Origin of the sequence: Methanoculleus sp. SDB (genome assembly GCA_001412355.1) — an archaeon.
Lineage (GTDB): Archaea > Halobacteriota > Methanomicrobia > Methanomicrobiales > Methanomicrobiaceae > LKUD01.
This window is the reverse complement of sequence record LKUD01000028.1, coordinates 1-17,485: the sequence shown is the minus strand read 5'-3', so window position 1 is coordinate 17,485 and position 17,485 is coordinate 1. Positions and strand designations below refer to the sequence as shown.

Below are 17,485 nucleotides of genomic sequence, written 5' to 3'. Positions count from 1 at the left end.
ACGGAAACGTTATGACGCTGAAAGTCCTTGCATTCGCGACAAGCCCGCGGCGGCAGGGGAATTCCGAGACCCTGCTGGACTGGCTGCTCGCATCAATGGCAGAGGAGGAGGACGTGGCGATCGAGAAGATCGCTCTTACCGACATCACCATCAACCCGTGCAGGGGCTGCAATGCCTGTGAAAAACTGAACCGGTGCATTCAGGAAGATGATCTGCCGCGGGTACTCGAATCAATCATCGAAGCGGACTGCATCATCCTCGCGTCACCCATCTTCTGCATGGGGATCTGCGCACAGGCAAAGGCACTTGTCGACCGCATGCAGGTATTCAGATCACGGAAATACGTGCTGAAACTCCCGGTGACTCCACCTGAACGGAAAGGCAAACGCCTCGGTGCATTCCTCTCCACGGCAGGTCAGAAATGGGACGTTGTCTTCGACGGGGCAATCCCCTCGATAAAGTGCTTTTTCCATCTCTCCGATGTACGGGACCGTGATATCTATTACCTCCTTGTTGACGGTGTGGACGAGAAAGGAGCGATCCTTGACCACCCGACGGCAGAGCCTGACGCCCGGAGGCTCGGAAAAGAGATCATAACCCGCCTTAAAATGCTTACAGGGGAAGTGGTCGGATGAGCATCACCGTCCTCGGGATCTCGGGAAGTCCGAGACGGCACGGAAACACCGAGACACTGCTTGACCGGTTCCTTGAAGGCGCCGCCTCGGCGGGCGGTGCGGTGAATAAAGTCGTTTTAAAAGACCTGCAGTACCGGTCATGCCAGGGCTGCAATGCCTGCCATAAAACCGGTGTATGTGTGCTGACAGATGATTTCACGACGCTGTTTGAAGAGATCCGGACGGCCGGCGTGCTCGCTCTCTCTTCGCCGATCTACTCGATGGGCATCACCGCCGAGCTCAAGGCGCTGATTGATCGCGGGCAGGTATACTGGGCACAGAAATTCGTTTTAAAAACGCTCTATTTTGATTACGAGCACATTAAACGCCACAAGGGCGTATTCATCTCCACAGCCGGACAGAACTGGGATCACGTCTTCAACGGAGCATTCCCGATTGTGACCGCGTTTTTCAACGATATGGGATTTGAATACTGGGACAATGTCATCGCAAACAACATGGATGAATATGGGGGCATACGGGGGCACCCGACCGCCCTCGACGAGGCATATGAGAAGGGGCGGGCGGTGGTGGAGCAGGTGGCCGCCCTCGGAGATGCTCCCGTCAGAATAAAAGACTGAGAAACTCTGATGTGTTAAACGAGGCAAATACGGCCACAAACGCAGCTACAATGAGTGCAGCGAAGACGAGCGGATTCCAGGCGAGCACTTTTCTCCCGTCAAGCACGCTCACCGGGAGCATATTGAACGCGGCAATCATCGCATTGACCTTGAATCCTATGAGACCGGTTATAAAAATCAGATTATAGATGTTTCCGCCACCCAGAACGATCAGCCCGATAAACGGGATGCAGAGGATAAGGTTCGTGACGGGGCCTGCAGCTGATATCCACCCGTTCTGCTCCCTGCTGATTGCATATCCCTGAATGACGGTAGCGCCGGGCGCGGCAAATACCACTCCCACCAGTGCGGCGAGCACGACCGCGACAAGCAGCATCTGGTTATCCTTCCGGAACTCGGCCCTGAAGCCATAGCGCATAGCGCAGAATTTATGGGCCATTTCATGAAGCACAAACCCGATTCCGACCGTTATAAGAGATATCGCAAAAAATATGACGAACTCCTGCAATCGCTCGACGCCTTCGAAACTCCGGGTAAGGTCGGTGAATATCAGGGTAAAGGCAAGACCTATCGCAAGCCATGCGATCAGGAGGTCGTGGCGTTCCCTCGGGGATATCTGTTCAAGCATGCATGTTCTGTGAAGAGTTTATCCGGTGATAACTTATGTGTGTGGATACATGCACACCGGTGACAAGAGTTTTTATTCCCCCCGCATAAGGTTTCTCTATGCCACTGGAAGAACTCAGGAACACCGTAGCTCTTATTGACAAGGAGATCATCGCCCTGATTGCACGGCGGCAGAAGGCTGCACGGGAGATCGGCGTCATCAAACATCGTGAGGGGCTTCCCATTCAGGATTCCGGACAGCGGGAGGCGGTGCTGGAGCGGGTGCTCGATGCCGCAGTTGAGCAGGGAATCGATCCTGCTGCTGTCCAGCGGATATTTTCGATCCTGATCGGGATGAGTGAAGAGACGCAGCGCGAATTCACCGGAGAGGGAAATCTCCCGTGATACGGTCACTCGTTCTTTGTGCTGTTAATATCGTAATGCCGGAGGAGATATTCACGAATTTTTAGGGATTGAAGACCTCCGATGTCCAGAAGGTTGACGATCCTGTCGATCTCCACCGTTAAAGGGAGGATTTTGTCAGCGACGTATCCGCCCTCAAGGTCGGCAATTCCGACGATTCCCTGCAGGGGATTTCGTATACTGTCGTTGAGGATCGAAAGCTGTTCCATGTTTTGCTCAATCTGGACAAGGGCAATCCGTTTCTGCTCCTCAACGCGGATAGCGTTAATCGCATAGGCGAGATCGTTTGCGAGCACCTGCAGGGATTCCAAATCCTTCTCTCCGAGTGCGGATTCCGGAAACAGGTATACCATGATGACGCCGCATGCCGTGTCATTGATGATCATCGGGATGGCGAATGCACAGGAAAGAGTTTCGGTGTCGCACGGGACGAGGGCAGGTATCCGCATGGAGAGAGCATCCCTGACCTCAGGGCGACGGAGGTGGCTTTCGTTCAGGGACGTACCGGACGGGTCGGAGATGGCGACGGGATGGATCTCACCATCCTCGAAAAGAGCGATTGATGCAATGAGATAGTGATCGAGATTTGATAATTCCCGGCATGCCTTTTCAAGGAGAATCCCGGCATCCCGCTCATGCACGATGAACTGGCTGATCGTATTCGCCACAGCAATGAGACGTTCAGCCTGCTTTATTACTGAAATATCCACCAATGAAACCACGCGTCGCAGTGTGCCCGGAATCAGGTCAACCGTGACCATCGTCTCATGCTCTATACCGGATGCATCTAAGATGCGTGCCTCATAGGAACGGGGTACATATTCCTTCCCCTCGGATCTCTTGTAAAAATATCCAAGGATGCGTTCGCGATCTTCAGGAACGAGGGCCCGGGTCCAGTAAGAGGTTCCCACCAGTCCGTTGAGCGGGTAGCCAAAGAAGGCTTCCAGCTTGCGGTTCGCCAGTACGATCGTGCCGTCATCCTCCAGGATCATCATGCCGGTGCCCGTCGTCTCAAAAATCGCCCGGTAAAAGTCCTCAGATCGGCGAAGCCTCTCTTCCACGTCCTTCCGGTCGGTAATATCGCGCCCGACCGACTGATACTCGTGAACAGAACCGTCCTCAGTAAAAAATGCATGATCGATCCACTGGTGCCACCTGACGGTGCCGTCCGGCATATACACCCTGTGCTCGATCATTGCTGACGGGTGCGAGGGAGTAAGGGCTGCAAAATGAGCGGTCACCCTCTCCTGATCTTCATCGGGAATGGCAGATTTGAACACGGAACCAACCAGATCGGTTGGATCCATCCCGAAATATCGTGCATACGCCTCATTAACAAAAAAAATCTTTCCTCCCGGAAAGAACCGGCAGATCAGTTCGGACTGTGTCTCGACGACGGCCCGGTACTGCTCCTCCTTCGTCTGCAGACGCAATGAAAGAAAGGATATTGCTCCACCGACAAGGACGAACATCGCAGCACGGCCCGCCGTGACGAGTGTCTCGGGCAGAAGGGGAGGGAGGAGCAGGATTACCGCAGCGAAGTACAACAGGGCGATTGCCGCAGATATCACAACCCCTTCCCGGGGGTACCGGTAGGAGGCGAGAACCACAGGAATATAGAGGAAGTGCGAAATCAGCACGGTAATGCCAAGTAAGAGGGAAACTGTGACAATGCCGGCTGTGATGAAAAAGCTGCTTACAATCAGGAAATTCCACGAATCATACCACGCCGCCGGTTCCCACGGATGTGACATCTAATTCGAGGAATTATGTATAGGAGTTAATAGTAATTGTCATTTAAAATTCTGATTGCCGAATGGCGGAATTCTGATCCGTGAGATACCGATCAGGATGTTATTTCCCCATACCGTAATGTTTTACCAGGAACTCCCGGATCTTGGTTGATTCTACCCATCCGATATCAAGCCGGTGGATAATCCTGTCGATTTCCTGCGCCTGGCCGAATATTTTATCCGCCAAATCGCCTCCCTCTATGTCCGCAAGGCCGACAATAGCCTGAAGGGGATTTCTGATATGGTCGTTTAATACTGCCATCTGCTCGATATTTCTCTCAATCTGCTCAAGTGCAAGCCGTTTTTCGGTTTCGATCGCGATCGCCTTAATGGCAAACGCCAGATCCTCGGCGAGTGTCTTCATCGATGCGATATCCTGATCATGCATGAGCGCCTGCGGGTACATATAGAATGAGAGAATGCCTTTCACGTCGTTTTCCACCGCCATCGGCACGATCAGGAGGGCGTTGAAAGGGTGCATTCCATCCTCCTCAGAAAACGTTTCAAACATGACATTGCCGCTCTCGACGGCGTCCGAAAACAGCCGGCTTTCGAAGCCTGAGAAATGCATGCCGGTGAATCGCTCATCCGAAATGGCGACCGGCCTGAGAATTTCCCCATGCTTTAGCGCGATTGATACGACGAAATACCGGTTCAGGCGCCCGAACTCATCGCAGGCGCTGATGAGAAGATCCGTCACGTTCCTCTCGTGGACAATGAGCTGGTTAATGGCGTTTGCGACGGTAATGAGGCGTTCTGCCTGCTTTTGAGCCGTTAAATCGAGAATGGAGACCACACTCTGCCGTGTCTCGGGGATCATGTCAACGGTCAGCATGACATCGCGCCGCATCCCCTGCTGATCGATAATCCACGTCTCATAGGATCGCGGGGGGAAGGGACCGCTGCCGCGCCGATCGCGGTGGTAGAGCCTGAGCCGTCCGCGCTCCTCCTCCTCGAAAAGGTCGAGGGCTGGTTTCCCTTCCAGATCTTCACTGAAAAATCCAAAACGTGATGAGAATTCGCTGTTCGCACGCCATATCGTCCCGTCTTCATTCAGGATCATCGTAGCGCTGCCGGTTGTTTCAAAGACCGTGCGGTAGAGATCTTCCGATCTCCGGTGTGCTTCTTCCGCATCCTTTGTCGCGGTAATATCGCGCCCGACCGACTGGATTTCCCTCAAGGTGCCCTGTTCATCGAAGAATCCCCTGTCAATCCATTGCTGCCACCGCACGGTTGTGTCGGGCATGATAATGCGGTGTTCAATAACCCCCGTCGAGGATTCGGGTGTCAGCGATGAAAGGAGCGCATCCAGCCGCACACGGTCTTCCGTGGGAATACAGGGTTTGAAACGTGTTCCGATAATCTCGTCACGGGTTTTTCCGACATACCGGCAGTATGCATCGTTCACGAATACCTGCGTGCCGTCAGGGAGAAAGCGGCTGATCAGCTCGGTCTGATCCTCGACGACCGCCCGGTACCGCTCTTCGCTTTCGCGGATCGATGCCTCCGCATCCTTAAGGCTGGTGATGTCGCGGATGACGGTAACGATGCGTTCTACCGTTCCATTCTCAGAAACCGGGATCTTTGTCGTGTGCGTCACGACCTGCCGTTCTTGGATCTGCGTCCTCTCTTCGGTCTCAAGCGGCCTGCCGGTCGAGAAAACCTGCCGGTATTCTTCTCCGACAGACGGCGGGAGGAAGGGAAACACCTCATCAAACCGTCGGCCGATCGCGCCGGCCAGGTGCGATATTCCCAGATCACGGCACCATCGCTGGAACACCCGGTTGAACAGCACGATTCGCATGTCACGGTCAATGACGTGAATGGCATCAGGCATGGAGTCCAGGATTTCGACATACCGCTTATTGGCAGCCCGGATCTCCTCGGTTGTCCGTTTCCTGTCGGTGATGTCGACCATTGCTACAATATAGGTGTGCTGATCAAGCACCCCTCCGGAGAGCAGGAGCCACAGGGGAGAACCGCCGGAGTCTGAAATCGATGTTTCAAATCCCCGGACCGTCCCGTTACGGCGAAGTTCGGCAAAAAAGCGTTCCCGGGCGGGGGCGTCGGTCCAGAACTTCGCTACCGGAGTGCCGTTCGCCTCGCCATAGGGATATCCCGCGATCCGGGCACACTGCCGGTTAGCCTCGAGGATAATGAGATCCGGCTCCCCGATCAGGCACATGCCCGCTTCCGAGTAGTCAAAGGTGCCATGGTACCTCAGCTCCCGCTCCCGGAGACGCGTAGAGAGAAACACGACAACGGCGGCTATCAGGATGAACATCGCGCCACGGCCCAGTGTAATGATCAGAAGGGAAAGATCGGGGCTTGCCAGCACTGCGACATCCGCAACATACAGGACAGCAATTGCGAGAGAGAAGAGAATCCCCCGCCGGGTGAAATGGTATGCGGTAAGAATGACCGGGATATAGAGAAGATGGGAGAAAAAAACGTCGATTCCAAAGGAGAGCGTCGTGGATATGACACCGAAAGACAGAACAGTACTGGCGAGAATAAATATCAGCCAATTGCTCTCATTCAGTCTTCCTGAAGGCGGAATGCTCATCAAAGATGCCCCCGCACAACCATACGGGACGGATGATATATAAAATCTTTCTTTGTTTTAAAAGAAAACCGATGAATTCAGGAGATTTCCGGATCCCCGTCATTCTGTACCATTGTTCCGATCCCGTCATCGGTGAAGAGTTCAAGGAGCAGGCCGTGCTCCCTGTTGCCGTTGACGATATGGGCGGACCTGATACCGGACTGCACAGACTTCGTACATGCCTTCAGTTTCGGGATCATCCCTCCGACAATGGATCCGTCCGCCATCATCGCCTCAGCTTCATGCGCACGGAGACGGCGGAATGTCCGCGTTCTGCCGGCATTCATCACGCCGTCGACATCGGTGAGATTGACGAGCTTATAGGCCTGGAGCGCAATTGCAATCTCACCTGCCGCTGTATCCGCGTTGACATTGAGATCCTGTCCGCTCCGGTCAATCGCAAGCGGGGCGACGACGGGGATATAGTCGTTTGCGAGAAGCACGTCGAGGAGCCGGGCATTGACTTCCACCACCTCGCCGACATGACCAAGATCGACCTCCTGCTCTTCGTCCCCGATCTGCACCTTCTGGAGATCTAGTTTTTTTGCAACCAGCAGGCTGCCGTCGTTGCCCGATATGCCGACACCCCGCGCTCCGAATTTTGCGATCAGGGAAACGATTCCCGAATTGATCTTTCCCACAAGCACCATCTGGGCTATTTCGAGGGTCTCACGGTCTGTGATCCGGAGACCTGAGACGAATTTCGGCTCTTTTCCCATCGCCTGCATTTTCTGGGTGATCTCCGGGCCGCCGCCATGGACCAGCACGACTTTCATGCCGACATAATGCAGCAGCACGGCGTCCTGAATGACGGTGTCAAGTACGGCAGGATCGACCATCGCATGCCCGCCGAGCTTTATAACGATCTTTTTTCCGTGGAACTGCTGGATGTACGGCAGCGCTTCCGTTAAAATATCCTCTCTCTTCATGTCGTGTACTTCCCGTTTATCTCTACATATTTCCCGGTGAGATCGCATCCCCACGCCGTCGCCTCTCCGCGGCCTTCATGCAGATCCAGGTCAAAGACGACAGTTTTTCCCCTCATTGCCTCCTTCGCCCTGTCCGTTTGGGCAACAATCTTCCCATGTTCGACAAGGGAACACCGGCCTTTCCCCTCCCCGATTGAGAGCGAGATGTTATCCGGGTCGAATAGAACACCGGCACGCCCTGCGGCTGCGATAACACGTCCCCAGTTCGGGTCCATGCCATAGACAGCCGTTTTCACGAGAGGGGAAGCGATAACGGTCCGGGCGACGGACTCGGCATCCTCCTCGGATGCAGCGCCGGAAACCCGCATCTCTATCAGTTTCGTCGCACCCTCGCCGTCCGCAGCGATCTGCTGTGCAAGCATGATGCAGAGTTCTTCGAGTGCCGCGGTGAATTCCTCCGGATCCGGCGTCCCCCGCAGCCCGGTCGCCGTACAGAAGACGATATCGTTGGTACTCGTATCGCCGTCCACGACAACGCGGTTGAAACTCCGGCGGCAGGCACCGGTAAGCGCCTCCTGCAGCACCGGCAGCGTGACATCGGCGTCGGTATAGAGGAATCCGAGCATTGTGCCCATATTCGGTGCAATCATCCCGCTCCCTTTGACGATTCCCCCGATGGCAAAGGTATCCCGGGTGACAAGCGCATGCTTTTCCACAAGGTCGGTGGTCATGATCGCCCGTGCGGCCGCCTCCTCGGCTGCATCGCTTCGTGCAAGGGAGGGTGCAATCCGGCGGCACTGATCACCGATCAGATCGAGATCCAGGTAGCGGCCGATCACACCGGTGCTCGCGACACCAATCCGCGAGGGAACGGTGCCGAGGGCTTCGGCACCGAGTGCCGCCATGGCACGGGCGTCGGCATACCCCCTCTCCCCGGTATATGCATTGGCACACCCGCTGTTCGCGATCACCCCGTGGAGCCGTCCGTCCGGGTCGCGCTCTTCGCGCATCAGCCGCACCGGGGCCGCCTGAACGAGGTTCCGCGTGCAGACGACCGCGGCGATTCCGGACGCCCTGATCAGGGTAAGGCCGAATTTGCCTTCCTTAATGCCGGTGGCAGTAACCCCTTCCACGGCACAGATGGACTTCATTCCTTATCGCCCCGCTCTGCGGGATCCTCGTATCCTGCACCAATGGCACGGACGATATCGAGACGGGTGACGATGCCCGCAAGCCGTCCCTTCGCAAGCACCGGAAGGCGGGCGATACCTTCCCGAAGCATCAGTGACGCCGCCTCCTCGATGGTGGCATCGGCATCAACCGCGATCACGTCAGATGTCATAACGTCCTGCACATGTGTCGATCCTATGTCGGAAAGCGCTTTTTTTGTCTTTTCCCAGTTGATAAACTCGCGTATCGGTACCTCGATGATCTCAAGCGGGGACGGGAGCCAGAGATCGTTTGATATGTCCCCGGTAGAGAGCAGGGTGAGGATATCAGACTCCGTTACTATCCCGACAAGACGCTCGCCGTCAACCACGGGGAGACCTCCGATCCGGTTTTTCCGTAATAGACCCGCCGCTTCGCTCACAGTCGTCTGCATGGAGACGGTGACGGGGTCGGGGGTCATCGCATCTTTCACTTTCATAATATCCACCTCAGGGGACGAGCGGCACACCGGTCAGACCGTCGGTCTCCCGGCATCCTGTCATCAGGTTGAGATTCTGGATAGCCTGTCCGCTTGCACCCTTGACAAGGTTATCGATTGCCGAAACAACAACGACACGCTTTCCCTCGCATTCCAGCGCCACGTCACAGAAATTGCTCCCCCTGACAGCCGCAAGAGAGGGCTTCTGAAGGCGCACGAAGAATTCATCCCCGTACCATGACCGGTAGAGCGCTTCAGCCTCCTCCTGTCCGATCGGCTCGTCGAGGAGAATATGGGCGGTTGTAAGAATGCCGCGGTTGGCAGGCACGAGATGGGGGGTGAAATAGCATTCGGCCGCAGAACCGAGACGTGAGATTTCCATTCGCATCTCGGCAACGTGGCGGTGGGTCGTCCATTTGTACGCCGTGAAGTTGTCACCGACATTAGGGTAATGGGTGGTTGCGGACGGATTCACACCGGCTCCGGAGACACCCGTCTTCGAATCGAAGATGATCGTCCGGGCGCGGGATGCGAGCGGCGCGGCGGCAAGCGTTGCGCCTGTCGGGAAACACCCGGGATTGGCGATGAAGGAAGCCCCGGTAATCTCGTCACGATGCAGTTCGGGAAGGCCGTAGGGTGCGGTGAAATACCGGGTATGGGGCACCCCGTAGATGGTTTCGTACTCCTCTTTCGGGAGGCGGTAATCAGCAGAGAGATCCACCGTTTTTATCCCCCGCTCCACCAGTTCGCCTGCATACTGCATGGCAGCCGTATGCGGCACCGCAAGAAACACTGCATCTGCATCAATGGCGTCCACTGCCGGATTGGAAAACGAGAGATCGGTAAAACCCCCGAGATGAGGATGCACCGCCGTCACCGGTTTCCCCGCAAGCTTCCTCGACGTTGCGCACACCACCGAGGCCCGGGAGTGGGAGAGGAGGAGTCGAATCAACTCCCCTCCGGTATACCCGGATGCGCCGATAATCGCAATATCCATGCTGTACTATCCCGTTAAAAAATGTTAATCCTTTCTGGCATACCGTTCATGCAGCCGTCTGGCAAGAATTTCCATCCGGCCCTTCCCTTCGACGGCGGAGACAAGGCCGGGAGGAAACGATGACAGGCCGTAGGCTGCTCCCGCATATGCCCCGCAGATGAACCCGATCGTATCGGTGTTCCCCCCGACATGTGCGGCAACGGACAGCAGTTCCTCCACGCTCCGGTACCGTGCGATCAGGAAGAATGACAGCGGCAGTGTCTGGTAGACCGTGACGTCATTTCCGAGTACCGAGAGAGCCGCATCGAGGCTGATTCCTTCCGCCTCGAGGTCGAGTGCCGTACCTATCCGTTTACCCAGCACCGTATCTTCCAGCTCTGCATTCTTCCGCGCAATGGAAAGCGGATTTTTCATGCCCCTCTGGACGGATGAGATCAGGAAGGCACATGCGACTGCGGCGGCGTGGGCGGCGGGATGGCTGTGCGTCACACCGCAGGCACTGACCACACGTTCACGAAGCGTGATGGGATTTTCGCAGATGAGAGCGAAGGGGAGGGCTGTGGCGACGCATCCCGCCGTGGCGGAGTAGATGCCTCCGGCTTCGCCCTTCCCGGCGGTGATATGCTCACATGCCGCCGCAATGGTGGCGTCCGGAAACCGGAGTTTTCCCGCGGCAAACATGCGGCAGAGTTCGTCTGCATATTCCGTTTCCGAATACCTGCCATCAGCAAGAAGTTCTGCGATGATGAGCATGATCTGGGTATCATCGGTATACTGCCCGGGAAGAAGATCCGCGTTCGGATGCCACCGCGACGGACGGGTAAAGCAGCCGGTGGTATGCCGGAGCGAGGGAGGGGATGTCTCGTTCGGCATCCCGAGCGCATCACCCACCGCCGCTCCGACGAGCGTTGCCGTCATCACATTCAGCATTGAATGACTATTACGTACCGCGAATGATATGTGTTTTCCGCATTCGGCCTCCGCCTGTTCCATGCGGAAAAACGGACGCTAATCCGACACGGCCGTGTTTCGAAGCGGGAATGCTTTCATCCTTCACCCATTTCCCCTCTATCCCGGAACCGGGAACCCCTGATCCCCGGGCCGCTCTTCCTTTTATCAAAAAAAATAACCTGAAAGGATGAATTTTTAAAATATATTAGACTATAATCTCATAATGTTTTCACAACGCATCTTCAGGTCCGACTTCAGGGAGGTGCTTGAGGAAGAACTGGACCGGCGTGATATGAGCATCAAGGAGCTCTCCGAGAGAGCAGGCATACCCGCAGCAACCATCTACAAGATCACATCGGGTGCCCGGGACCCGCGCTTCTCAACGGTGCGGGCCATCGTGAACGCTCTCGACCCGAGAGAACAGGACTTTATCGCGCTAATCGCAGCAAAATTTCTGCTCGACGAGGTCACCGCACGGAACGTAACGCCGACCGGGAAAACCGTGAAAATCCGCGGGTATACCGCCTATACCATGGACGAATGCATTGTCGCCGCTGTCAGGGCCGAGAAAGAAGGAGCGCTCGGTATCATCTGCGCCCCGATTCTTGCGTCGCTCATCGAACGGATCGTGGATATCCCCGTTGTGATCATGAAGCCGAAACCCGATACCATTCTCGATGCCTTTGATGCACTCGTTCACCGCCTGGAATAACGGTCATCCGTGCCGGAGGGGCTTTCTCTCAGCCATGCGGTACCCGGAGACAACAGAGATGGAATCCCCGAAGCGGTCCTCGATCGCCTGATCCCCGACGTCAATCCAGAGCACCGGCGTCCTCTCCAGTTTCCGGGGAGTCGCGACGACGATCAGTCCGCCGGTGCCTACCCGGGAAAGCACCTCCGCACTGATCTGCTGGTTGCCCCTGCCAAGGACGAACCCCTGCGCTCCGATAGGGCTGATCACAATTTTTGCACGAGGATACGTATCAAGGAGGCGGAGTATCTCCCGCTCACCGAGATCCCTCCCCACGATCGTTTTCCGGTAGATCGCATCCACACCAAGCAGCGTCTTTTCCAGACCAAGAGACCGGGCAATCTCCGCCGTTGTCGTACCCGCTCCCAGCAGGTAGAGGGTGTCGTCACGCATAATCCCGCGGACAAACGCCGCGATTGCACCCTGAGATTCCGCTTCGGTCCTGCTTTCGGCTACCCACTTACATGCCTGCCGGGCTTCCGGCAGGTCCGGCACTACCGCGTACCCGTACAGGCGGATACTGAGAATTCCATTCCGGTACGCCGTCTCGTCGACATCCACCACCTCGGCGTCGGCAACCGTGGTCTCGCCTGCCTGCCGGACGATCGCCGCCGCATTGGAGGGGGTCGTGGCAAAGACAGCGGAGTACATCTTGACGCCTGCCGGAATGCCGAGAACGGATACCTGCCGTCCCACGGCATCGAGGACATCCCGCGCCGTGCCGTCGCCACCGCAGAATACCAGCAGATCTACTTCCCTGCCGAGCATCTCCCTGCAGGCACGCCGGGTGTCCTCCGCCGACGTCGTCTCCCCCGCCGGGCTATAGACGATTTGGTGGCTGATTCCCGCTTCTGCGAGGGCATCGCCACCCATCGGGCCTGAACATGCCAGTACGCAGAGATCAGCGTTCCGTATCCCTTTCAGGAATTCTGCCGCCCGTACCGGGGCGACGGGGACAGCACCACGCTCCCGCGCCTTCCCCGCCTGACCGTCCGTCCCCTTCAGCCCCACACGGCCGCCCATGCCGGCGATCGGGTTGACGATGAAGCCGATGGTGATCATGGCCTGCCCGCATCCCGATCCGCTTCGATACGATCACCTGAACCGGATACGATGTCGCTGAGACCGTTCGTCATCGGGATTCCACCGTCCGTTCAACCGGGATCATCCTACCTTCGGCAGATTGGCAAGCGACTCCTTAATCAGCTCTGCAGGATATTCGTAATCGACCAGGCCGCCTGCGAAGTACGATTCGTAACTGGAGAGGTCAAAGTGGCCGTGGCCAGAGTTGTTAAAGACAATCGTCTTCTCCTCTCCCGTTTTCCGGCACTCAAGCGCGACATCGATGACCGCCTTGACCGCGTGGGCAGCCTCCGGCGCGACGATGATTCCCTCCGACCTCGCGAACGCAACCGCCGCATCGAACACTTCGTTCTGGTAATATGACCGGGAGCTGATCACGCCGTCGTGCACCAGACGCGCAACGAGCGGTGCGACCCCGTGATACCGGAGCCCTCCGGCGTGGATGGCGGGCGGGATGAAGTCATGGCCCAGTGTAAACATCTTCAGAAGCGGCGTCAGCCCCGCAACATCTCCGAAATCATAGGCATAAAGCCCTTTCGTCAGTGTCGGGCAGGCTGCGGGCTCAACGGCGATAATTTCCGTACCGGTGGTTTTTCCTGTCAGGATGTCACCGGCAAACGGGAAACAGAGCCCTGCGAAGTTCGAGCCGCCGCCGACGCACCCGATCACCACGTCAGGGTACGTATCGGCACGTGCAAGCTGCTCCTTTGCCTCCAGCCCGATCACCGTCTGGTGCAGGCATACGTGATTGAGTACCGACCCGAGCGCGTAGTTGGTGTTCGCGTGCGTTGCCGCATCTTCGACGGCCTCGGAGATCGCAATGCCGAGACTGCCCGGCGTGTCGGGGTGCTCGCGCTGCACTTTCTTCCCCGCTTCGGTGCGGTCGCTCGGGCTCGCCATGCATTCTGCATTGTATACCTGCATCATGATCTTCCGGTACGGCTTCTGGTCATAACTTGCCCTGACCATATACACCGTGCAGTCTATGTCGAAGAGCTGCGTGGCAAAGGCGAGAGCCGATCCCCATTGTCCGGCACCGGTTTCGGTCGCGATCCGCTCGATTCCTTCTTTTTTATTGTAGTACGCCTGCGCCACCGCCGTATTCGGCTTGTGGCTGCCCGGAGGGCTCACTCCTTCCCACTTGTAGTAGATCTTCGCCGGAGTTTTCAGGTACCGCTCCAGCCGGTACGCCCGATACAGGGGGCTGGGCCTCCAGAGGCTGAGAATGTCCCGCACTTCTGCGGGGATGTCGATAGCGCGCTGTGTGCTCACTTCCTGCCTGATCAATTCCATCGGAAAGATTGGACGGAGATCATCGGGAGTGATGGGCTGCCCCGTGCCCGGATGGAGCACCGGGTCAAGCGGAGTGGGGAGATCCGCCTGTATGTTGTACCATTTGGTCGGTATCTCACCCTCATCAAGGAGGATCTTGGTCTGCATACCAGTCACTGTACTTTGTATATATATAGTCATTGTGGTGCTAACATGTACATTGCTGTACCGGATAGCCAGTACCCGGCGGTGCCATTGCTCCTGTACCGGGCAATGGCTTATATGAAGGGAGGCGGGAATATCTCCTCGGTGAACTGGAATGCAGGGCGCTGAAATGCTGAATAGTATGCTGGGTGAACTGGACAAACTCGTCAATGCAAATGCGATCATTGGCGACGCCATCGATGCGGGTGACAAAACGATTATTCCCATCGCCGGGTTCGGGTTCGGATTCGGTGCCGGTGAAGGAAGCGGCGGTGAAAAATTAGGTGGAGGCGCCGGTTCGGGAGCAGGCGGAAGCGTCTCTCCCGTGGCGATTGTCATCGTTCATAAGGACGTCAAAGGACCTGAATCAGTGCAGGTGCTTTCCCTGAAAAAGACGAATCCCATCTCCGAGATTATCGGAACGCTGGGAGAAGCTGTCATCCCTCAGATGGCCGACGTGGTGAAGACAGCCGTAGCCGGCCGTGGCGAAAAAAAGGATGAAAAGGCTGCCGACACCGGCGTGACCGAATCCGGGGACGATACCGCCTGAAAAGTAACCGGAGCCAGGGGTGAATCTCCTCTTTGCCGTCGCCGTAATAGCAGCCATCGCGATTGCGGCTGTCATCACCGCTCTCTATCTTCTCCGTATCGAGATAAGCGGATCGCTGGAAAGGTGCGGCACGACCACGGTTACCGGAACGGTGCGCTGGGGGGCGTTGGCCGCCGAGTACCGGACGGAGGGGGCCGGCATTTTCAGGCTCCTTCTCTTCGGCCATCCCGTCTACCGGAGGATCGATACCGGCGGAAGGAAAGAAGAAGCCGCTTTGCCCGGGGAAAAACAGCCTCCCGGAGAACGGGGAGGCCTGCCCTCACCGGACGAAGCGCTATTCCTGCTCCGCATCCTGAAAGAGCCGGCAATGGTGCTCCTTCGGTCTCTCTCTGTCAGGGACCTGCTCTGCGATGTCAGGTTCGGGACGGGGGAAGCCTGCACCACCGGACTTGTATTCGGATATTTCTGGACCATGAAAGGGATACTCTCCCCGTTGGGACAGGTGAGACTGCACATGGATCCTGACTTCTCCCGCCCGGTCTGCGAAGGCAGGCTTTCTGTGGCGATCGGCATTGAACGACCGCTGCTCGTGCTCGTTGCCGCCGGAAAACTGCTTGCTTTTCCCGAGGTGCGCGCGATACTGTGGAACCGGCCGGGAGCGGCGCCATGACAGGACAGCCGCTCCTGTCCGCGGGACGACCGGTGCGCCTCCCCGGGAAGACCATTATCCCGATCATCCGCCGCCATTCGTCGGCATCACCCGGTTTCCTCATCTATATCGCACGCGCCGTCGCTGTCTGCCTTGTGGAGCCGGACGGAACGCATCTTATACCCATACCGGGGGAGAGCATTCCCGATATCGCGCTGCCGCCGGCAGTACGGCGGGTGCTGGAAAGGGAAGAGCGCAAGCTCTCCAGGGACGGACCGTAGTCTATGGATCGCGTGAAAAGAACCGGGACGGCCATGCCTGCACTTTATCCCACCAGATTGATGCGTATAATGTCGCACCGCGAACTGCAAACCCTCCGTTCTCGGCCTTGTTGACCTGCGCGAGATACGCTGCAAGGATCGATTGCTGCCGTGCATTTCTCACGCCGAACCGGGGTGCGAAAAATGCCATCGCCTCGTCCGGATCCGAAAACCGGTACTCCTTGTCAAGCGGTGCCATGAGCACATGCGGCCGGATTCCCATCTGGTAGAGCACGTTGATGAGGCAGTCCGATTTCGGGCCGGAACAGAAGGGCTCGCCGTGAAGCAGTTCCCAGAGTTCTCCGTACATCCGTTCCCAGAGTGGCTCGTCCGCGAACCAGAACAGGTACACCCCGCCCGAGGCAACTGCATTCATCTTTTCAACCGCCGCCCGGATGTCGTCCATGGAGAGGGAAAACGATGCGACCACCAGATCATAATCCGGATCAAGGTCTGTCGCGGGATCGACATCCTCCCACCGTTTCCGGACGATAGCGAGAGATGAAATTCCGGCTTCCCGGGCTTTTTTCTGCAATATCGCGGCCATACCTTCCGCCGGTTCGACAGCTGTCACCTCCGCGCCCCTCAGGGCGAGCGGGATGGCGAGTGTTCCCGGACCCGCTCCGATATCGAGCACCCGGACTCCGGGAGCAGCCGGGAGCAGCGACAGCGTCTCTTCGATCCGGGTCCGGTATCCGCGGTCGACATCATGCGCATACCGTTCTGCCTGCTTCCGCCGTTCCCAGTGTCGCGACGCGTCGATGCCCTTCCGTGACCGGTGGCTCATCTCTTTTCGGATCTGCCAGATCCGGTTCCAGTCGATGAATTTCGCCTCGTCATCGCATGTCATGGCAGGATACTCTCCTCACTCATACCGGAGCGCTTCAATCGGGTTCAGGTTTGCGGCCTTCCATGCCGGATACACGCCCGACAGCAGGCTTGTTCCGATACCAAACAGCATGCCGTACGGAATGTAGATGAGGCTTGAGGGTTCGAACAGAAACGTTGTATTCCCGTCGAGCATAACGAGCAGGGCAAGGTACCCTCCTGCAAAACTCAGCACCCCACCGATGGCGGACCCCACGAATCCGAGCAGGAACGCCTCGTAGAGAAACATCCTCATCACCTCGTACCGCCGTGTTCCGATGCTCCGGATGATTCCGATCTCCTTGATCCGTTCGGTCACCGACATCATCTGGACGTTGAAGATGCTCACCCCGGCAACGAGGAGGGATATCCCGCCGATCGCCGTCGTGAAGGTGGAGATGCTGTTGAAGGTGGTGATGATCGTTTCGAGGATCATCCGGGTGTCGAAGACGTCCACCACCGTATCGCGTTTATTGAGCTGTATCTCGACCGCATTCTTTACCGTGTCGATGTCGTTGATATCCCGCACCTTGATGATGACCTGATCGAAATCGTCTTCGTCATACACCGCCGAATACCACC

Annotated in this window: 18 protein-coding genes and 1 pseudogene; 7 read left to right on the top strand and 12 right to left on the bottom strand. The window is 57.0% G+C overall.

From position 1 onward, the window contains the following. The first annotated feature begins 11 nt into the window (after positions 1 to 11). Entirely contained in the window at positions 12 to 635 is a 624-nt protein-coding gene (locus APR53_08310) for an NADPH-dependent FMN reductase (GenBank protein KQC05189.1), read from the top strand. After that, positions 632 to 1,255: an NADPH-dependent FMN reductase gene (locus APR53_08305; protein ID KQC05188.1), complete on the top strand. Its 624-nt coding sequence runs from the start codon at positions 632 to 634 to the stop codon at positions 1,253 to 1,255. Before APR53_08310 ends, APR53_08305 begins: the two co-directional genes overlap by 4 nt. On the opposite strand, the gene APR53_08300 is transcribed toward APR53_08305, so the two are convergent. After that, positions 1,239 to 1,883, bottom strand: a complete 645-nt coding sequence (locus APR53_08300) for a peptidase M50 (GenBank protein ID KQC05187.1) — start codon at positions 1,881 to 1,883, stop codon at positions 1,239 to 1,241. The two genes, APR53_08305 and APR53_08300, sit on opposite strands and share 17 nt — an antisense overlap. 98 nt (positions 1,884 to 1,981) lie before the next feature. On the opposite strand from APR53_08300, the gene APR53_08295 reads away from it, so the two are divergent. After that, complete coding sequence (locus APR53_08295; protein KQC05186.1) at positions 1,982 to 2,266, top strand: chorismate mutase; 285 nt, start codon at positions 1,982 to 1,984, stop codon at positions 2,264 to 2,266. Between the two features lie 5 nt (positions 2,267 to 2,271). Here APR53_08295 and APR53_08290 read toward each other — a convergent pair whose 3' ends face one another. The 7 genes from APR53_08290 to APR53_08260 form a co-directional block, all read right to left on the bottom strand. After that, on the bottom strand, positions 2,272 to 4,038 hold the full coding sequence (locus APR53_08290; protein ID KQC05185.1) for a hypothetical protein: 1,767 nt from the start codon (positions 4,036 to 4,038) through the stop codon (positions 2,272 to 2,274). A 100-nt stretch (positions 4,039 to 4,138) separates the two neighbouring features. Beyond that, entirely contained in the window at positions 4,139 to 6,643 is a 2,505-nt protein-coding gene (locus tag APR53_08285; GenBank protein ID KQC05184.1) for a hypothetical protein, read from the bottom strand. A 77-nt stretch (positions 6,644 to 6,720) separates the two neighbouring features. Then, positions 6,721 to 7,611, bottom strand: a complete 891-nt coding sequence (locus APR53_08280) for an acetylglutamate kinase (protein ID KQC05183.1) — start codon at positions 7,609 to 7,611, stop codon at positions 6,721 to 6,723. Further along, complete coding sequence (locus tag APR53_08275; GenBank protein ID KQC05182.1) at positions 7,608 to 8,762, bottom strand: ornithine acetyltransferase; 1,155 nt, start codon at positions 8,760 to 8,762, stop codon at positions 7,608 to 7,610. The genes APR53_08280 and APR53_08275 overlap by 4 nt, the downstream gene beginning before the upstream one ends. After that, positions 8,759 to 9,259, bottom strand: coding sequence for a histidine kinase (locus APR53_08270; protein ID KQC05232.1), 501 nt, complete (start codon positions 9,257 to 9,259; stop codon positions 8,759 to 8,761). Before APR53_08270 ends, APR53_08275 begins: the two co-directional genes overlap by 4 nt. 10 nt (positions 9,260 to 9,269) lie before the next feature. After that, positions 9,270 to 10,256: an N-acetyl-gamma-glutamyl-phosphate reductase gene (locus APR53_08265; protein KQC05181.1), complete on the bottom strand. Its 987-nt coding sequence runs from the start codon at positions 10,254 to 10,256 to the stop codon at positions 9,270 to 9,272. A 24-nt stretch (positions 10,257 to 10,280) separates the two neighbouring features. Beyond that, entirely contained in the window at positions 10,281 to 11,186 is a 906-nt protein-coding gene (locus APR53_08260; GenBank protein ID KQC05180.1) for a hypothetical protein, read from the bottom strand. A 244-nt stretch (positions 11,187 to 11,430) separates the two neighbouring features. On the opposite strand from APR53_08260, the gene APR53_08255 reads away from it, so the two are divergent. After that, positions 11,431 to 11,919: an XRE family transcriptional regulator gene (locus APR53_08255; GenBank protein ID KQC05179.1), complete on the top strand. Its 489-nt coding sequence runs from the start codon at positions 11,431 to 11,433 to the stop codon at positions 11,917 to 11,919. A gap of 3 nt (positions 11,920 to 11,922) precedes the next feature. Here the strand turns inward: APR53_08255 and APR53_08250 are convergent, their stop codons facing one another. Beyond that, complete coding sequence (locus APR53_08250; GenBank protein ID KQC05178.1) at positions 11,923 to 13,020, bottom strand: ATP-NAD kinase; 1,098 nt, start codon at positions 13,018 to 13,020, stop codon at positions 11,923 to 11,925. Positions 13,021 to 13,122: 102 nt separating this feature from the next. After that, positions 13,123 to 14,481 (bottom strand): tryptophan synthase subunit beta, encoded by a 1,359-nt coding sequence (locus APR53_08245; GenBank protein ID KQC05177.1) that lies wholly within the window; start codon positions 14,479 to 14,481, stop codon positions 13,123 to 13,125. A 178-nt stretch (positions 14,482 to 14,659) separates the two neighbouring features. On the opposite strand from APR53_08245, the gene APR53_08240 reads away from it, so the two are divergent. Genes APR53_08240 through APR53_08230 form a run of 3 tightly spaced genes read left to right on the top strand, consistent with a single transcriptional unit; the run spans position 14,660 to position 15,997 of the window. Further along, on the top strand, positions 14,660 to 15,067 hold the full coding sequence (locus APR53_08240) for a hypothetical protein (protein ID KQC05176.1): 408 nt from the start codon (positions 14,660 to 14,662) through the stop codon (positions 15,065 to 15,067). Positions 15,068 to 15,086: 19 nt separating this feature from the next. After that, positions 15,087 to 15,737, top strand: coding sequence for a hypothetical protein (locus tag APR53_08235; protein KQC05175.1), 651 nt, complete (start codon positions 15,087 to 15,089; stop codon positions 15,735 to 15,737). Then, positions 15,734 to 15,997: a hypothetical protein gene (locus APR53_08230; protein ID KQC05174.1), complete on the top strand. Its 264-nt coding sequence runs from the start codon at positions 15,734 to 15,736 to the stop codon at positions 15,995 to 15,997. The genes APR53_08235 and APR53_08230 overlap by 4 nt, the downstream gene beginning before the upstream one ends. 1 nt (position 15,998) lies before the next feature. Here APR53_08230 and APR53_08225 read toward each other — a convergent pair whose 3' ends face one another. Both APR53_08225 and APR53_08220 read right to left on the bottom strand, forming a co-directional pair. Continuing rightward, positions 15,999 to 16,886 (bottom strand): hypothetical protein, encoded by an 888-nt coding sequence (locus tag APR53_08225; GenBank protein KQC05173.1) that lies wholly within the window; start codon positions 16,884 to 16,886, stop codon positions 15,999 to 16,001. 15 nt (positions 16,887 to 16,901) lie between these two features. Next, positions 16,902 to 17,485: pseudogene (locus APR53_08220) on the bottom strand.